26 protein-coding genes are annotated in these 15,499 nt (G+C 45.5%); all 26 read right to left on the reverse strand.

Annotated elements, in window-relative coordinates; all coding sequences use genetic code 11:
- Positions 1 to 44: 44 nt before the first annotated feature.
- Positions 45 to 395, reverse strand: a complete 351-nt coding sequence (rplQ, locus tag VE944_RS00570) for a 50S ribosomal protein L17 (protein WP_118167591.1) — start codon at positions 393 to 395, stop codon at positions 45 to 47.
- Positions 396 to 427: 32 nt separating this feature from the next.
- Positions 428 to 1,375, reverse strand: coding sequence for a DNA-directed RNA polymerase subunit alpha (locus VE944_RS00575; RefSeq protein WP_324970868.1), 948 nt, complete (start codon positions 1,373 to 1,375; stop codon positions 428 to 430).
- A 326-nt stretch (positions 1,376 to 1,701) separates the two neighbouring features.
- Positions 1,702 to 2,097, reverse strand: coding sequence for a 30S ribosomal protein S11 (gene rpsK, locus VE944_RS00580; protein ID WP_069070761.1), 396 nt, complete (start codon positions 2,095 to 2,097; stop codon positions 1,702 to 1,704).
- Between the two features lie 54 nt (positions 2,098 to 2,151).
- Positions 2,152 to 2,532, reverse strand: a complete 381-nt coding sequence (gene rpsM, locus VE944_RS00585; RefSeq protein ID WP_094328449.1) for a 30S ribosomal protein S13 — start codon at positions 2,530 to 2,532, stop codon at positions 2,152 to 2,154.
- Positions 2,533 to 2,647: 115 nt separating this feature from the next.
- Positions 2,648 to 2,761 carry a 50S ribosomal protein L36 gene (rpmJ, locus tag VE944_RS00590; protein WP_015129703.1) on the reverse strand — a complete coding sequence of 38 codons (114 nt, stop codon included), beginning with the start codon at positions 2,759 to 2,761 and terminating at the stop codon, positions 2,648 to 2,650.
- Between the two features lie 117 nt (positions 2,762 to 2,878).
- On the reverse strand, positions 2,879 to 3,103 hold the full coding sequence (infA, locus tag VE944_RS00595) for a translation initiation factor IF-1 (protein WP_006196724.1): 225 nt from the start codon (positions 3,101 to 3,103) through the stop codon (positions 2,879 to 2,881).
- 189 nt (positions 3,104 to 3,292) lie between these two features.
- On the reverse strand, positions 3,293 to 3,847 hold the full coding sequence (locus VE944_RS00600) for an adenylate kinase (RefSeq protein ID WP_324970886.1): 555 nt from the start codon (positions 3,845 to 3,847) through the stop codon (positions 3,293 to 3,295).
- Between the two features lie 2 nt (positions 3,848 to 3,849).
- Positions 3,850 to 5,160 carry a preprotein translocase subunit SecY gene (secY, locus tag VE944_RS00605; protein ID WP_324970888.1) on the reverse strand — a complete coding sequence of 437 codons (1,311 nt, stop codon included), beginning with the start codon at positions 5,158 to 5,160 and terminating at the stop codon, positions 3,850 to 3,852.
- A 74-nt stretch (positions 5,161 to 5,234) separates the two neighbouring features.
- The gene (gene rplO / locus VE944_RS00610) at positions 5,235 to 5,678 is read right to left on the reverse strand and encodes a 50S ribosomal protein L15 (protein WP_324970890.1); all 444 of its coding nucleotides are present in this window, start codon (positions 5,676 to 5,678) and stop codon (positions 5,235 to 5,237) included.
- A 48-nt stretch (positions 5,679 to 5,726) separates the two neighbouring features.
- Entirely contained in the window at positions 5,727 to 6,254 is a 528-nt protein-coding gene (gene rpsE / locus VE944_RS00615; protein ID WP_109011930.1) for a 30S ribosomal protein S5, read from the reverse strand.
- Positions 6,255 to 6,435: 181 nt separating this feature from the next.
- The gene (rplR, locus tag VE944_RS00620) at positions 6,436 to 6,798 is read right to left on the reverse strand and encodes a 50S ribosomal protein L18 (protein ID WP_118167587.1); all 363 of its coding nucleotides are present in this window, start codon (positions 6,796 to 6,798) and stop codon (positions 6,436 to 6,438) included.
- Positions 6,799 to 6,800: 2 nt separating this feature from the next.
- Positions 6,801 to 7,349, reverse strand: coding sequence for a 50S ribosomal protein L6 (gene rplF, locus VE944_RS00625; protein WP_324970895.1), 549 nt, complete (start codon positions 7,347 to 7,349; stop codon positions 6,801 to 6,803).
- A 99-nt stretch (positions 7,350 to 7,448) separates the two neighbouring features.
- Positions 7,449 to 7,850: a 30S ribosomal protein S8 gene (gene rpsH, locus VE944_RS00630; protein ID WP_012410712.1), complete on the reverse strand. Its 402-nt coding sequence runs from the start codon at positions 7,848 to 7,850 to the stop codon at positions 7,449 to 7,451.
- A gap of 20 nt (positions 7,851 to 7,870) precedes the next feature.
- Positions 7,871 to 8,419, reverse strand: a complete 549-nt coding sequence (rplE, locus tag VE944_RS00635) for a 50S ribosomal protein L5 (protein WP_118167585.1) — start codon at positions 8,417 to 8,419, stop codon at positions 7,871 to 7,873.
- A gap of 116 nt (positions 8,420 to 8,535) precedes the next feature.
- Entirely contained in the window at positions 8,536 to 8,889 is a 354-nt protein-coding gene (gene rplX, locus VE944_RS00640) for a 50S ribosomal protein L24 (RefSeq protein ID WP_190910324.1), read from the reverse strand.
- Positions 8,889 to 9,257 (reverse strand): 50S ribosomal protein L14, encoded by a 369-nt coding sequence (gene rplN, locus VE944_RS00645; RefSeq protein WP_069070772.1) that lies wholly within the window; start codon positions 9,255 to 9,257, stop codon positions 8,889 to 8,891. The genes rplX and rplN overlap by 1 nt, the downstream gene beginning before the upstream one ends.
- Positions 9,258 to 9,303: 46 nt before the next feature.
- Positions 9,304 to 9,552: a 30S ribosomal protein S17 gene (gene rpsQ / locus VE944_RS00650; protein WP_100901244.1), complete on the reverse strand. Its 249-nt coding sequence runs from the start codon at positions 9,550 to 9,552 to the stop codon at positions 9,304 to 9,306.
- 6 nt (positions 9,553 to 9,558) lie between these two features.
- The gene (gene rpmC / locus VE944_RS00655; RefSeq protein WP_100901243.1) at positions 9,559 to 9,786 is read right to left on the reverse strand and encodes a 50S ribosomal protein L29; all 228 of its coding nucleotides are present in this window, start codon (positions 9,784 to 9,786) and stop codon (positions 9,559 to 9,561) included.
- A gap of 3 nt (positions 9,787 to 9,789) precedes the next feature.
- Positions 9,790 to 10,215: a 50S ribosomal protein L16 gene (gene rplP, locus VE944_RS00660; protein WP_012410718.1), complete on the reverse strand. Its 426-nt coding sequence runs from the start codon at positions 10,213 to 10,215 to the stop codon at positions 9,790 to 9,792.
- A 107-nt stretch (positions 10,216 to 10,322) separates the two neighbouring features.
- Positions 10,323 to 11,105 carry a 30S ribosomal protein S3 gene (gene rpsC, locus VE944_RS00665; protein ID WP_324970906.1) on the reverse strand — a complete coding sequence of 261 codons (783 nt, stop codon included), beginning with the start codon at positions 11,103 to 11,105 and terminating at the stop codon, positions 10,323 to 10,325.
- 53 nt (positions 11,106 to 11,158) lie between these two features.
- On the reverse strand, positions 11,159 to 11,515 hold the full coding sequence (gene rplV / locus VE944_RS00670; protein ID WP_012410720.1) for a 50S ribosomal protein L22: 357 nt from the start codon (positions 11,513 to 11,515) through the stop codon (positions 11,159 to 11,161).
- Between the two features lie 80 nt (positions 11,516 to 11,595).
- Positions 11,596 to 11,874 (reverse strand): 30S ribosomal protein S19, encoded by a 279-nt coding sequence (rpsS, locus tag VE944_RS00675; RefSeq protein ID WP_012410721.1) that lies wholly within the window; start codon positions 11,872 to 11,874, stop codon positions 11,596 to 11,598.
- 99 nt (positions 11,875 to 11,973) lie between these two features.
- A complete protein-coding gene (gene rplB / locus VE944_RS00680; RefSeq protein ID WP_324970909.1) occupies positions 11,974 to 12,837 on the reverse strand; it encodes a 50S ribosomal protein L2 in 864 nt (287 codons plus the stop codon).
- 154 nt (positions 12,838 to 12,991) lie between these two features.
- Positions 12,992 to 13,306 (reverse strand): 50S ribosomal protein L23, encoded by a 315-nt coding sequence (locus VE944_RS00685; RefSeq protein ID WP_069070779.1) that lies wholly within the window; start codon positions 13,304 to 13,306, stop codon positions 12,992 to 12,994.
- Positions 13,299 to 13,937, reverse strand: a complete 639-nt coding sequence (gene rplD / locus VE944_RS00690; RefSeq protein WP_324970952.1) for a 50S ribosomal protein L4 — start codon at positions 13,935 to 13,937, stop codon at positions 13,299 to 13,301. Before rplD ends, VE944_RS00685 begins: the two co-directional genes overlap by 8 nt.
- Positions 13,938 to 14,086: 149 nt before the next feature.
- On the reverse strand, positions 14,087 to 14,719 hold the full coding sequence (rplC, locus tag VE944_RS00695) for a 50S ribosomal protein L3 (protein WP_324970911.1): 633 nt from the start codon (positions 14,717 to 14,719) through the stop codon (positions 14,087 to 14,089).
- Positions 14,720 to 15,499: the final 780 nt, after the last annotated feature.

The following is a 15,499-nucleotide window of genomic DNA, read 5'->3' on the forward strand; positions in this document are numbered from 1 at the left end:
GGGGAAACCCCCAAGACCGCACTGGCTCACCAATGACTAATGACTTAAACCAATTCAATTATTGCCATTTTTGCATTATCGCCCCGACGCGGTACGGTATGCAGGATGCGGGTATAACCGCCCTGGCGATCGCCATATCGAGTTGGAGCTTGCTCAAATAGAGCGTGAACCAGTTGTTTGTCGAAGATATAGCCAAGAGCTTCCCGGCGTGCTGACAAGGAGCCATTTTTGGCTAGGGTAATCATTTTTTCCACTTCACTTCGGAGAACTTTCGCTCTAATTAAAGTGGTGGTAATCTTACCATGACGGATCAGCTCGGTGGCGAGCGATCGCAGTAGAGCACGGCGTTGATCGGCTGGTTTACTGAGTTTTTTGACGCGACAACGGTGACGCATAATTATGCACTATGAATTATGAACGGTTATTCTTAAGGATGTTTAGAGCCTCTTTCCATTGGCAGGGTGATGCCCAAGCGTCGCTGCAAAGCTTCCACGACCTCTTCTGCTGATTTCTGCCCAAAGTTCTTAATTTCTAAGAGGTCTTCTTGGGTATAATCCAACAAATCTGCCACAGAGTTAACTTGTGCCCGTTTGAGACAGTTATATGCCCGAACAGAAAGTTGCAACTCTTCGATGGGTATCTGGGCAGTTGGGTCGTCTGGAATCTCGGAACCTGTGTCTGTTGGTTCTAGGGAGATGTCTTTCAACGGGTTGAATAAATCTACCAAGATTCCAGCAGCCGAAGATAGTGCTTCTTGGGGGGAAATACTGCCGTTTGTCCAAACTTCCAACAGGAGTCGGTCTTTTGGAATCAAGCCTTCCCCACGAGATTCTTCAACACTGTAGTTGACTTTTCGCACCGGCATAAATATGGAGTCGATTTGGAGAAAGTCCAACGATGTGGCTTCCTCACGTCCTCGCTCTACAGTGCGATAGCCTTTGCCTTTCTCGATCCGAAATTCCATTTCCAGCTTTCCACCCTCAGCGATGGTGGCTACATACTGGGTTGGATCGATGACTTCTACTTCACTAGGCAAATCAAAATGCGCCGCAGTGATTGTTGCGGGGCCGCTAACGAGTAATCTACCAATCTGAGGCTGCGAAGAATAGTTTTTGAGGATAACTTCCTTCATTTTCATGAGGATTTCCAGCACATCTTCCCGCACGCCCGGAACTGTAGCAAACTCGTGTGAAACGCCTGCAATTCGCACTGCTGTAACTGCTGTACCTTCTAGGTTGGAGAGTAAAACTCGCCGCAGTGCATTGCCAACCGTTGTTCCTTGACCACGATCTAGAGGTTCCAGAACAAATTTACTGTAATGGTTCCGACTTTCTTCAGTATTAGACTCTACACATTCAATCTGAAACTGCGCCACGGATGAGCCTCCCTTTTTCTAAGGTGCTGCTAGCAGACAAATCAATTGCCTCCCGAATTAAATTTATGTCCTGTAGATTATAGGTATATCAAACTATTAGCCTAAAATTGCGGTATAGTTTAACACTCCCATTGAGCTTGCAGGCGCTGATAATATTTTGGGTTCCCGAAGTTTAACAGCTTTCCCTCCGGGAAATCTGACGAACTTTTGGTCGCCCAAGCTTTCACCCAATGACAATTTGCACGTTAGACGCCCAAGCGGTCAATATAAGTAATTTCCCTTACTTTGATTGTAGCTTCTCGTCCTCAATGCCCAAATCTTGGTGTTTAAACTCGACGGCGCTTGGGTGGACGGCAACCATTATGAGGAATAGGGGTAATATCCCGAATGAGTGTAATTTCCAGCCCTGCTCCTTGAAGTGCGCGGATAGCGGTTTCTCTACCTGCTCCGGGCCCACTCACCATTACCTCAATTTGGCGCATTCCTTGATCAATGGCTCTACGGGCTGCACTTTCAGCAGCAGTTTGCGCTGCAAAGGGAGTTCCCTTTTTTGCTCCCTTAAAACCGCTAGAACCAGCACTAGCCCAGGAGATGACATCTCCATTTTGATCGGTAATGGTGACAATGCTATTGTTGAAAGTAGACTGGATGTAGGCCATTCCACTGGGTACATTCCGTTTCTGCTTCTTGCTCCCGGTTTTTTTAGTTGGTTGTCTCGCCATACTTGTTTAGTTGATTTAAGGTAAAACTTGCTCGGATTAGCAAGCGTTGCAAAATTATTTCCCTGGAGCCTTCTTCTTCCCAGCCACTGTCTGCCTTCTGCCTCGACGGGTTCTGGCATTGGTGCGAGTTCTTTGTCCTCTGACTGGTAAGCCCATGCGATGACGACGACCTCTGTAGGTACCAATGTCAACTAAGCGCTTGATGTTCAAAGACTCCAAGCGCCGCAAGTCACCTTCAACTTGATAGTTGGTTTCTATTTCCCCTCGTAGGGCTGTTACATCGGCATCACTTAAGTCCTTAACGCGGGTGTCTGGGTTCACACCAGTTGCCGCTATAATTTCTTGAGCGCGTGATAAACCAATTCCGTAGATGTAAGTCAGACCGATCTCGACGCGCTTATCGCGTGGAAGGTCTACTCCGGCAATACGTGCCACAATGAACTCTCCCTATTGTTCTCGCAATTACTGTTGGTTGGAAAAACGTGATTAATCGCGTCTTTTCGTTTTAATGATGATATGCGCGTTACAACTGGCTCTGTTGGTAAGAGCGTTATCCTTGACGTTGCTTGTGCTTGGGGTTCACGCAGATCACCATGACGCGACCACGACGTTTGATCACGTTGCACTTTTCACAAATTTTCTTGACTGAGGCTCTAACTTTCATGCCTTTTATTTTTTGACTCCAAATATAAAATTATAGCATTTCTAGGGAAATTAATCCAGTTAAATGACTAGCAAACAGCCAAAAAAATGGTTTTATGGTAAAATTCTCTACATATACTTACTTCTTTCTTAGTCGATAGGTAATTCTGCCTTTGCTCAAGTCGTAAGGAGTTAGCTCTACCTTGACGCGATCGCCGGGCAAAATCTTGATATAATTTCGGCGAATCTTGCCGGAAATGTGTGCTAGCACGTTAAAGCCATTGTCCAAGTCAACGCGAAACATCGCATTAGGCAGGGACTCTGTAACCGTGCCTTCCATTTCAATCAAATCTTGCTTAGACAATTTGTTTTTTCCTCAACTCAACAATTTCGTGTTCAGTTGCAGCACTTTAATCTGCAAGAGAACACACTTTAAGAAATATATCAACAGTTTATTAATATATCTTAGCTAAAATTGATCTTTTTCTTGGTATAGAGAGTGGGGAGAGACGCGATTAATTGCGTCTGTACTGGTGAATTCCATATTCCCCTTTCAGGAAGCAATTACCTTTTGCAGTTCACCAGTGACATCTTCTTGGGACTGATTACCATTGACTGTTAGAAGTTTTTTGCGATCGCCGTAATAATCAATTAAAGGTGCAGTTTCAGCGCGGTACACTTCTAAACGACGACGAATCACCTCTTCGGTATCATCTTTTCGTCCTCTAGCTAGCAAACGTGCAATCACAACTTCATCTGGTGCATCTAGATTGACTACCCTTTCGCCACTCTGATGTATTTCTTCCAGTAACTTCTCCAGAAAACCTGCTTGGGTCACTTTGCGGGGAAAACCATCAAGAATCCAACCACTTTTGGCATCTGGTTGACTGAGGCGCTCCTGTACCAAGTCCTCGACTAGCTGATCGGGTACTAACTCACCGCTATCAACATAACCTTGAGCCTTGATTCCCAAATGAGTTTGCTCTTTCATGGCTTGTCTTAAGATTTCACCAGTAGAAATATGGGGAATATTCAAGTGTTCAGCCAAAGTTTGAGCTTGTGTTCCTTTACCCGCTCCAGGTGGTCCCAAGAAGATTAATCGCGTCACTATTATTTCACCATTCCTTCATAGCGCTGAGAGATGACATAAGTTTGGACTTGTTTGGCTGTCTCAATTGCCACACCAACTAAAATCAACAAAGATGTCGCACCTATCCCCTGGAAAGTTTTCACATTCAAAGCGCTTTCCACGGCTGTGGGGATAATAGCAACGAAGCCCAAAAAGATAGCACCCAAAAAAGTGAGTCGATTGGACACGCGTTCGATATACTCGCTAGTTGCCTTGCCGGGACGAATTCCAGGAATACTAGAACCCATTTTCTTCAAGTTCTGCGCCACATCTACCGGGTTGAGAATCAACGAAGAATAGAAGTAGCTGAAGAAAACGATGGAAATCATGTAGACCAAGGCATAGACCCAGGAGCTAGAACCACCTGGACTCAAATAAGTGTTAACTATATTGGCCAATTCGGCATTTTTAGTAAAGTTGGCGATCAGCAGTGGCAAACTGAGGATGGCAGCAGCAAAAATAATTGGCATCACGCCGCCTTGATTTAACCGCAGGGGCAGATAGCTACGCTGCTCTGCCAATACTCGCCGACCTACTTGGCGACGAGCCGAAATAATTGGGATGCGGCGCATTCCTTCTTGCACAATCACAATACCAACAATTGTTGCTAGGAAAACTAAGAGCAGCACTATCACACGCCCCACTGTTTCCCGACCACCGACTTGCACCAAGTCGATGGTATCGCCTAATGCTTTTGGTAATGACGCGACAATATTGACAAAAATCAACAATGATGCTCCGTTACCAATACCACGTTCTGTAATCAGTTCTGATGCCCACATTACGAACATGGAACCAGCAGTCAGAGCGATCGCAGTTTCAGCTACAAAGATAGGCCCTGGCTTTAAGGCAAATTGCTGGAGAAATAATGCCGAAAAAGCTGTACTTTGAAGAATCGCCCAAACTACAGTGACATAGCGGGTAATTTGCGATATTTTTCGCCGACCTGCTTCGCCTTCATTTTTCTGTAAATTTTCTAAAGATGGAATTGCTGCGGTGAGCAATTGGATAATAATGGACGCATTAATGAAAGGCAAAATCCCTAAAGCAAAGACTCCCAAAGTGGAAAGTCCTCGCCCGGAAAATATATCCAATAAGCCAAATATGGAATTATTGCCCGATATGGCTTCGGCAAATCTCGGTCTATCAATTCCTGGTACGGGTAAGAAGATACCCAGGCGAACCAAAATTAAAATACCGACGGTGACAAGCAGCCTACCTCTGAGGCCAGCTGCTTGCGCCATCTGCATAAAAGTTTCTTGAGCCGTTGGGGCTTTATCTCGACTGATCATAGAGTGCTACCTTTATAGTGAACCAGGCGCTGACAGCGAGTTGGCTTCCATTTAAGTGCGCTGTTCCGGCTCACTCATAAGACTTCACAACTACCACCAGCTGCCTCAATTTTGCTACGAGCTGAACCTGTGAAAGCTGCCGCTTGTACCTTGAGCGGAATGCTCAATTCTCCGTTACCTAAAATTTTCAATGGCCCCTTGACAGCAGTCAGAATACCTGCGGCTTTCAAGGAGGTCAAAGTTACTTCCGTATTAGCAGGAAGAGAGGCTAGCTTCTCTACATTAATCGTAGTGTAAATCTTCTGATTAACAATCGGAAAGCCCTTCAGCTTAGGTAAGCGGCGGTACAATGGCTGTTGACCACCTTCAAAACCTGGACGAGTACCGCTACCAGAACGAGATTTTTGACCTCGCATACCTAAACCAGCGCTGGCACCTTGACCAGCAGAAATACCTCTGCCTACACGCTTCTTGCGTTTCTTTGAGCCTTTTTGCGGCTTAACATCGTTGAGTCTCATGATGTAATTAGTTCTTGTTTACACAAAAGCTCTGTAAGTGGAATTCTACTAGATGTAGAGACTTTCAATAGGAATACCGCGATCTTCGGCGACTTCAGAAAGAGTCCGCAGTGTAGATAAGGCATTGACTGCGGCTCTAGCATTATTGAGCGGATTGTTAGAGCCAAGTTGCTTGGCTAAGACGTTACGAACTCCTGCTAATTCCAGTACAGTCCGCACAGCACCACCTGCAATTACCCCAGTCCCAGGTGAGGCTGGGCGCATCATCACTTTCGCACCGCCACCGACACCATTAATGGGATGAGGGATGGAGTTAGATTTGGTGATGGGGATATCAATGAGGTGTTTTTTGCCGTCGGCTACGCCTTTTTTGACAGCGCCAATTACATCTGAGGCTTTGCCTACTCCGACACCAACTTGGCCGCGTTCGTTACCGACAACAACGATCGCTCGGAAGCTGAGTTTTTTACCACCTTTAACTACCTTACTCACGCGTCGGATTTGGATAACCCGTTCTTGCCAAGTGGTTTCTTCTTTTTTGGCACGCTTTGTTCTACTTTTACGCTCTGTTGCCATAATTTAGTGCTCTGATGAACGTCATTTGTGAGCCAGTGTGGTCTTGGGGGTCTCCCCCATGAGTAACTGGCGTTCGCCCTTGGCGTGCCGGAGGCATCACCCGAAGGGTCAGTTTTCATTTGTCTTTTGTCATTTGTCATTTATCCAATAACCAATGACCAATGACTAATGACCAATGACTTTAGAAATCTAAACCAGCTTCGCGGGCTGCATCAGCTAGTGCTTTAACACGACCATGATATAAATTACCACCGCGATCAAAGACTACTTTGGTGATGCCTTTTTCTAGCGATCGCACTGCGATCAACTTACCAACTTGCACCGATGCGTCGCGGTTTGCACATGACGCTAAACTAGATTTCAACTCTGGTTCTACAGTCGATGCGGCCACGATGGTTTGATGCTGAGTATCATCAATTATCTGGGCATAAATATGCTCATTAGAACGGAATACCGCTAAACGCGGACGTTCTGGGGAGCCAACAACTTTGCCACGAACACGTCGATGACGACGGTTTTTTGATTCTCTACGAGTAAGTTTCATTTCTACTTCTTACCACCCTTACCAGTCTTACCAGCTTTCCGTCTGACCACTTCACCGGCATAGCGAATGCCTTTACCTTTGTAAGGTTCTGGTGGACGAACGGCACGAATTTTGGCGGCTGTGTTACCGACGATTTCTTTGTCATAGCCACTGACAATGACGTTAGTGGTACCTTCTACTGCAAACTGAATTCCTTCTGGTGGTTCAATTTGCACCGGATGGCTGTAACCCATGTTTAAAAGTAGGTTACGCCCTTGAACTTGTGCCCGGTAACCAACACCTTGAATTTCCAAACGGCGCTGAAAACCTTGGGAAACTCCCTCGACCATGTTTGCAACTAAAGTGCGGCTCAAGCCGTGCAGTTGCTTTGAGGTACGAGTTTCATCCCGACGATTTACATGTAATATTTCTCCCTCTTGGGAGACTGAGACATTAGCTGTGAGAGTGCGAGAAAGCTCTCCTTTCGGGCCTTTCACCACAATTTTCGTACCATCGATCGCCACTTGAACTTTGGCGGGAATAGTAATTGGACGTTTACCAATACGAGACATTACTTTTGTCCTTTATCCTGTTATGAGTTACGAGTTATGAGTTATAAGTTTTTCTAACTAACTTTTCACTCTTCACTCCTAACTCCTCACTTCTGGTGACTACCAAACGTAACAAAGCACTTCGCCACCCAAGTTCTGACGCCGCGCTTCGCGGTCAGTCATAATCCCACTGGATGTAGAAATAATGGCAATGCCAATACCGCCTAGTACCCTTGGTAATTCTTTTCTGTTGGAATAAACACGCAAGCCAGGCTTACTCACTCGCTTTAAGGCGGTGATCAGAGGCTGACGGTTTTTACCTTTGTACTTTAGGGAAATCACCAGATTGTGTTTTACCCCTTCTTCTGCTTCTTCGATTTCAGCAATAAAGCCTTCCTCCCGTAGCACTTTGGCAATGCTTCGGGTCATTTTTGTAGCTGGCACTTGTGTAGTTTGATGCCGCGCCAGGTTGGCATTGCGGATGCGCGTCAGCATATCTGCAATTGTGTCGTTAGCCGCCATCGTTCCCTCTATAGATGAACTTATTGATCGCGAAAGGGCATTCCTAATTCTTTAAGTAAGGCGCGTCCCTCTTCGTCGTTTTTTGCTGTGGTGATGATGGAAATATCCATCCCACGCACTTGATCGATGCTGTCGTATTCGACTTCTGGAAAAATTAGCTGTTCTCTGACACCCAGAGTATAGTTACCGCGTCCGTCAAAGCTTTTAGGGCTAACGCCGCGAAAATCTCGAATTCTAGGTAGTGACAGGCTAACTAGTCTGTCGAAAAAGGCATACATCCGTTCGGCTCTAAGAGTAACCATGATCCCTACAGGCATCCCTTGACGAATCTTAAAGCCAGCGATCGCCTTTTTCGCCCGTGTCACCACTGGTTTTTGACCTGTTACCAGGGCAATCTCATTAATGGATGCCTCTAGTGACTTCGCATTTTGAGCTGCTTCACCCAAACCCCGGTTAATAGTAACCTTTACCAACTTCGGTACTTGATGAACGTTGGTATATTGAAACTGATTAATCAGTTTGGGAACGATTGTCTCTTGATATAAGCTTTTGAGTCTTGTTGTCGCCATAGTTTTTTGTCCTGATATCCCTGGGCTTGGTCAGGGAACAAAGTTACGAGTTATGAGTTATGAGTTATGAGTTATGAGTTAAATTTAATTCCTAACTCTTAATTCCTAACTTCTAACTATTTATCCAGAATCTCGCCAGTTTTCTTGAGTTTTCTGACTTTTTTGCCTTCTGAGGTAAAGGTATAACAAACACGACTGGCAACGTTTTGCTTAGTGGAATAAAGCATTACGTTAGAGCTATGAATTGGGAACTCTTGGGTCATAATTCGCCCAGATTCCCCTTCTTGCTGGGGTTTGACGTGCTTGGTTTTAATATTTACACCTTTGACGATGACTTTACTCAGTTGGGGAAGTGCCTGGATAATTTCACCAACTTTTCCTTTGTCTTTGCCAGCAATCACTTGTACGGTGTCGCCAGTTTTGACGTGCATTTTGTGGAATACTTTGGGCGTACCCTGTTTGGTTGCCATTAAAGCACCTCCGGAGCCAGAGAAACAATTTTGGTAAAGTTTTTATCGCGTAGTTCCCGTGCAACTGGGCCAAAAACCCGTGTGCCTCTAGGATTACCGTCTTTGTTGATGATCACAGCAGCGTTATCATCAAAGCGAATGCTCATGCCACTGTCACGACTTACAGCTTTACGAGTGCGGACAATTACTGCTTCCACAACATCAGACTTTTTTACAGCCATGTTAGGTGTAGCATCTTTGACAACGGCGATAATCTTATCGCCGATAAAACCATAACGACGGTTGCCTCCGCCTAAGATGCGGATGCACATTAGTTTACGGGCACCGCTATTATCTGCGACATTCAGGTAAGTCTGGGGTTGAATCACAATTATTCTCCCTTGTAATGTTGTTAGTTTCTAACAACGATGAGGTTTAAGTAGGCTTGACGTTCAGGACTTCTGTGATTTTCCAGCGCTTGGTTTTGCTCAGGGGTCTTGTTTCCTGAATGCGAACGCGATCGCCTACTTTACACTTATTTTCTTCGTCGTGAACTTTATATCGTTGGGTGTTAACCACAATTTTGCCGTACTTGGGGTGAGGAGCGCGGTTTTCTATGGCTACTACCACAGTTTTTTGCATTTTATCGCTCACTACCAAGCCAACTCGTTCTTTAACTGCCATAATCTCCTACTTTTCTTCTTTAGCCGATTGACTTGCTGCCCGTTTGCGTTCTGTCTCTAGCGTTAGCAACTGGGCTAGGCGGTGTCGCATTTGTCGGAACTGGTGAGGCTTTTCTAGTTGTCTTGTAGCTTTTTGCAAGCGCAACTGAAATAGTTGTCTTTTGATCGCGACAATTTCTTCAGAAAGTTTCTCGTCACTTAATTCTCTTGCTTCTGAAATTTTGGGAAGAGGCATAAGCTACTCCTGCTCCTGTGGTTGAGAGCGCACAATAAACTTAGTTTTTATAGGCAGTTTAAATGAAGCCAAACGCATAGCTTCACGGGCGATTTCTTCAGAAACCCCACCGATTTCAAACAAAATTCGTCCTGGCTTGACTACAGCTACCCAAAACTCTGGATTACCTTTACCGGAACCCATCCGGGTTTCAGCAGGACGCATGGTTACAGGTTTATCAGGGAAAATCCGAATCCAGATTTGTCCACCCCGACGAATATAACGGGTCATTGCCCGACGAGAAGCCTCGATTTGCCGGGAGGTAATCCAAGCAGGTTCTTGCGCTTGGAGTGCAAAATCACCGAAGTTGAGGGTGCTACCACGGGTGGCTAGTCCCTCCATCCGTCCGCGCTGTTGTTTGCGGAATTTAGTTCTTCTAGGGCTTAACATGATTGGCTACTGGGTACTAGGTACTGGGGGTTAGGGATTGGGGATGAGGGATTGGGGATTGGCTGTAATTCTCACCCAGTCCCCAGTCTCCAGTCCCCAGTCCCCATTTACCCTTCATTTGAGCGGTCTTCAAATTGTTGGCGACGACGTTGTTGTTGACGACGACGGGGTTCACGATCGCGATCGCGGGGATCACGTTCACGTTCGCGGCTTGCAGGTGGTAGCGGATCTGGTTCCTGTCCAGGAATAATTTCTCCCTTAAACACCCATACTTTGATGCCCAGAATGCCGTAAACAGTCTTTGCCGTGCAATAAGAGTAGTCAATGTCAGCCCGTAACGTATGTAAAGGTACTCTACCTTCACGAGTCCACTCTGTCCGGGCAATTTCTGCACCGTTGAGCCGACCGCTGACTTGGATTTTAATCCCTTGAACACCAGCGCGTTGGGCACGTTGAATCGATTGCCGCACTACCCGCCGGAAGGATACTCGGCGTTCTAATTGTTGAGCAATGTATTCGGCAATGAGGTAGGCATCAGCATCAACTCGTTGAACTTCAACTACGTTAATGCGAATTTGGCGATTACTACCTAACAATCCTTGGAGTCCGGTACGTAAGGATTCGATACCTTGGCCACCACGACCCACTACTACACCTGGTCTAGCTGTGCGTACTTCTAAGTCGATTTGGTCAGCTTTGCGCTCAATCCGAACTTCGGAAATTCCAGCGTTGTTTTGAGCCTGCCTACCCAGCTTTTGTTCTATATATTGACGCAGTTTGTAGTCTTCTTGTAAAAGTTCTGGATAACGATCAGCAACAGCAAACCAACGGGATTGATGTTCATGTGTAATACCCAGGCGAAAACCAACTGGATGAATCTTCTGTCCCACGAATGCTTCCTCTAAGATTTCTTACTTTACGTAATTTATTCGTGTAAGCGTGCTTATTTTTCTGGGGCGGCTCCAACAGCCACAGTAATATGACACGTCGGCTTGCGAATTTGGTAAGCTCGACCTTGCGCTCTTGGTTGGAACCGCTTTAATGGTGGCCCTTGATCAGCATAAGCCTGAGTAATCACTAGTTGAGTCCGATCTAACCCAGCGTTGTGTTCGGCATTGGCAGCAGCGCTTCTGAGAACCTTCAATATGGGTTCAGTGGCGCGATAGGGCATGAATTCTAGGATGATTAATGCTTCACGGTACGATCGCCCGCGAATTTGATCGAGTACCCGACGCACTTTGTAGGCCGAGATGCGGATAAAACGAGCGATCGCTTTTACTTCAGTAGTATTAGTAGCCATAATTTTCTCCAATTTTGTCATTTGTCATTTGTCATTTGTCACTTGTCTTTAGCTAATGACTAATGACTAATAACTAATGACTACCTACCTGCTTTTTTGTCGCTTTTTCCATGACCCCTGTAGGTGCGTGTCGGGGCAAATTCACCCAACTTGTGTCCTACCATCTGTTCATTTACAAAAACTGGAACGTGTTGGCGTCCGTTGTGAACAGCTATGGTATGACCTACCATTAGAGGCAAAATTGTCGAAGCTCTTGACCAAGTTTTAATAACTTCTTTTCTGTTGTTGTCGTTGAGCTTTTCAATTTTCTTTAGGAGATGATCCGCAACGAAAGGACCTTTTTTTAGAGAACGACCCATAGTTCAATTTTGGATTTAGGATTTAGGAATTATGAGTGAGGAGTCAGGAATTAGGAGTTAGATTTTACTCTCAACTTATAACTCTTAACTCCTAACTCTTTAAGACTCACGACCACCGCGACCGCGTTTAGAAGACTTACGGCGACGACGGATAATCAATTTGCTGCTAAGTTTCTTACGATTGCGTGTCTTCGCGCCCAATGTGGGTTTACCCCAAGGTGTAACAGGTCCTGATCTACCGATAGGTGCCCTACCCTCACCACCACCATGTGGGTGATCCACTGGGTTCATGACGCTACCTCTAACCTTAGGACGGCGACCTTTCCAGCGATTTCGTCCTGCTTTACCTGCACTCAGGTTTCTCGCATCGGTGTTGCCTACTTGCCCAATGGTGGCGTAGCATTCGCGCCGAATCAAGCGGACTTCTCCTGAAGGTAACTTGAGAGTTACATAATCACCTTCTTTTGCCACAACTTGAGCGCTAGCACCAGCAGCACGCACAATTTGACCACCTTTACCGGGAGTCATTTCTACGTTGTGAACACTAGTACCCAAGGGAATTCTTGATAGAGGTAAAGCATTACCATCTTCAAAGGGAGACTCAGGCCCAGAAATAATTATTGTTCCAACTTTCAACCCGTTGGGATGGAGGATATACCGTTTTTCGCCATCTTGGTAATACAAAAGGGCAATTCGGGCATTGCGGTTAGGATCGTATTCAACTGCTGCGACTTTGGCAGGAATATTATGTTTATCCCTTTTAAAATCGATGATCCGGTAAAGTTGTTTGTGTCCGCCACCCCGGCGACGACTAGTAATCCGCCCAGTATTATTCCGACCTTTGGCGCGATGCTTCGAGGTAGTTAGGGATTTTTCTGGCTCGGTTTTTGTGATCTCCGCAAAGTCAGAAACTGTAACTTGGCGAGTACTGGGGGTATAAGGGCGATAAGAACGAGTACCCATAATCTATTTTGGATTTTGGATTTTGGATTTACTTAATTTTGGATTTTGAATTTTGAATTTTAGATTTAATGAGTGTTTAACTAATTGCGACCATCTTGGGGACTTATTGAGTAAACTCCTCAATCTAAAATCTAAAATCTAAAATCTAAAATTCCTAGACTTCTGGGAATAGAACTTGTCTAATCTTGTCTTCATCCCCAGGGGCGACGGTAACAATGGCTCGCTTATATTGGGGCTTATAACCGATAAATTTGCCAACGCGCCGCTTTTTACGCGGTGGTAAGGTTGTGTTGACTTTTACTACCTTGACCTGAAACAAGTCTTCGATCGCAGCCTTGATTTCTGGCTTAGATGCCTTTGGAATTACTTCAAAGGTGTACTTATTCTGCTCCATCAAGATAGTCGCTTTTTCGGTGACTATTGGGCGACGCACTAAGTCGGCAAGGTCACGGGGGTCAAAGCTAGGCACTGTAGACCTCCTGAATTTTTTCTAGGGCTGATGCCGTAACTACAATTTTGTCAGCGTGCAGTAAATCAAAAACATTTAGCTGGTCGGCTGCAATTAGTTTTAAATTTTCAATGTTGCGGGCTGACAAATAAACGTTATCTGTATCCGCAATTTCAGACAAAATTAACAGTGACTTGCTTTCTGGCACTACTCCCCAACGAGAAAGCGCTGCCACTAATTCTTTAGTCTTCGGGCGAGATAGCTCGGTGTTAAATTCTTCTACTACGATCAAATCCTCAATGCGACTAACAAATGCTGTCCGCAGTGCTAAACGTCGCTCTTTGCGGTTCAACTTGAGGTTGAAGTCTCTGGGCTTTGGCCCAAAGATCACACCACCACCACGCCACAGTGGTGAACGAATAGACCCTGCACGAGCGCGACCAGTACCTTTTTGTCGCCAAGGTTTACGGCCACCGCCTCTGACTTCTGAACGAGTTTTTGTACTGGCATTTCCTTGACGAGCATTAGTCAATTGCCGTACTAAGGCGCGATGCACAATATGAGACGCTGTTTCTTCCTTGGCAACGCGCAACTCGAAAGTCGTCTCGCGGACCTGTTCTCCTTGCCAATTTTTAACTACGCTTTCAACCATCTTTGTTATTTGTCCTTTGTCATTTGTGAGCCACTGCGGTCTTGGGGTCTCCCCAAGTGAAGCATGTGGCGTCATTTGCCATTTGTCTTTTGCCATTTGTCCTTAGCCAATGACTAATGACTAATGACTCTTGACTAATGACTGTTTGACTATCCCACTATTTTTGCAGGCACAACACTTACTAGAGCGCCTGGTTTACCAGGAATTGCTCCCTTAATAAGTAATAAGTTCCGTTCTGCATCAACTCGCACTATGGTCAGTTTGCGGATTGTGATGCGTTTCCCACCTAAACGCCCTGCCATCCGCTTACCTGGATAGACACGACCTGGTGTTGTACCAGGACCAATAGAACCTGGCGCTCTGTGGTTTTTGGAACCGTGGGACATGGGCCCACGAGCAAAGTTGTTGCGCTTCTGGTTGCCCGCAAATCCGCGACCGATGCTTGTGCCGACTACATCGACAATTTGACCCGCACTAAAAATATCTGCTTTAATTTGTTGACCTAAAGCATAATCACCAGAACTTTCGGTGTGATATTCATTTAGGTGACGCAATGCTGGGGCAGATGATTTAGCCAAATGACCCAGTAGTGGTCTGTTCAGTGCCTTTGGTTTGACTTCGCCAAAACCAACTTGAATGGCAAAGTAACCGTCGGTTTGTTTCGTTTTAACTTGTGTAACGGTGCATGGCCCTGCTTGAATGACAGTTACAGGAATAGCTACTCCTGCTTCGTCAAATATTTGGGTCATGCCCAGCTTGGTGCCGAGAATACCTACAGACACAGTAACTGGTTCTCCTTTCTACTTGCTGACCTTGGAATTGGACTCTAGAGACACGCTTTGTACGCATCAGTTTAGGCTGGGTTAGCCTGCGAAATTTGGAATGGTTTAAATAAACCGCTCCAAATGCTTTCGGACACAACAAACCGTGTCCGTACTGCTTGGTGAATCTGTTTAGCTTCACTCACTAGATCACCAGAACAGCCACAAGTCCCTTCCCATTGGGAAGGCGTAACTTCTGGAATCAATGCAAGGCGCTACAGCTTTAAGCTGTGTGCAGCAATGCTTTCGTCCAAGCAATTGCTCTGGCACTTTCTGGAGGCAGCGCTGTCGGCGGGTTTTCCGATTTTTAGACGCCCATTAAGACGGCTTCCCGGAGATTGGCTACTGCCGTGTTGCAGTTGGACTTAAGCGGTTTTTACCACCCAGTATCCGTTAACTGAGACTGACGTAATGCCATGAAACCAACATTGCTGCTCAGTTTTCACTTCCTTAAACACCTTAAACTATTGTTTAAGATTTTGCCTGCTTTTTCACAGGCACAGGAGTAAATGTACTCTAGAGCTTTGGATTGGCTTTGATTCTCCGTCCATAAGCTCCAATGTTGACCTGAAAGCTTTCTTAGTTTACCAGTCTATGATCAATCTGAGTTAGATTATCCAATTTGGATTGAGTCATCAGTTTCTGATGCTAACACTATCTCAAAATGACAGTAAGAATGGAGTCTAATTTGCGTCTTTGGTCACAATCTAATAATATAAATTATTTATTTATGTTTGTCTA

The sequence above is a fragment of the Nostoc sp. genome (genome assembly GCF_035638895.1).
Classification (GTDB): domain Bacteria; phylum Cyanobacteriota; class Cyanobacteriia; order Cyanobacteriales; family Nostocaceae; genus Nostoc.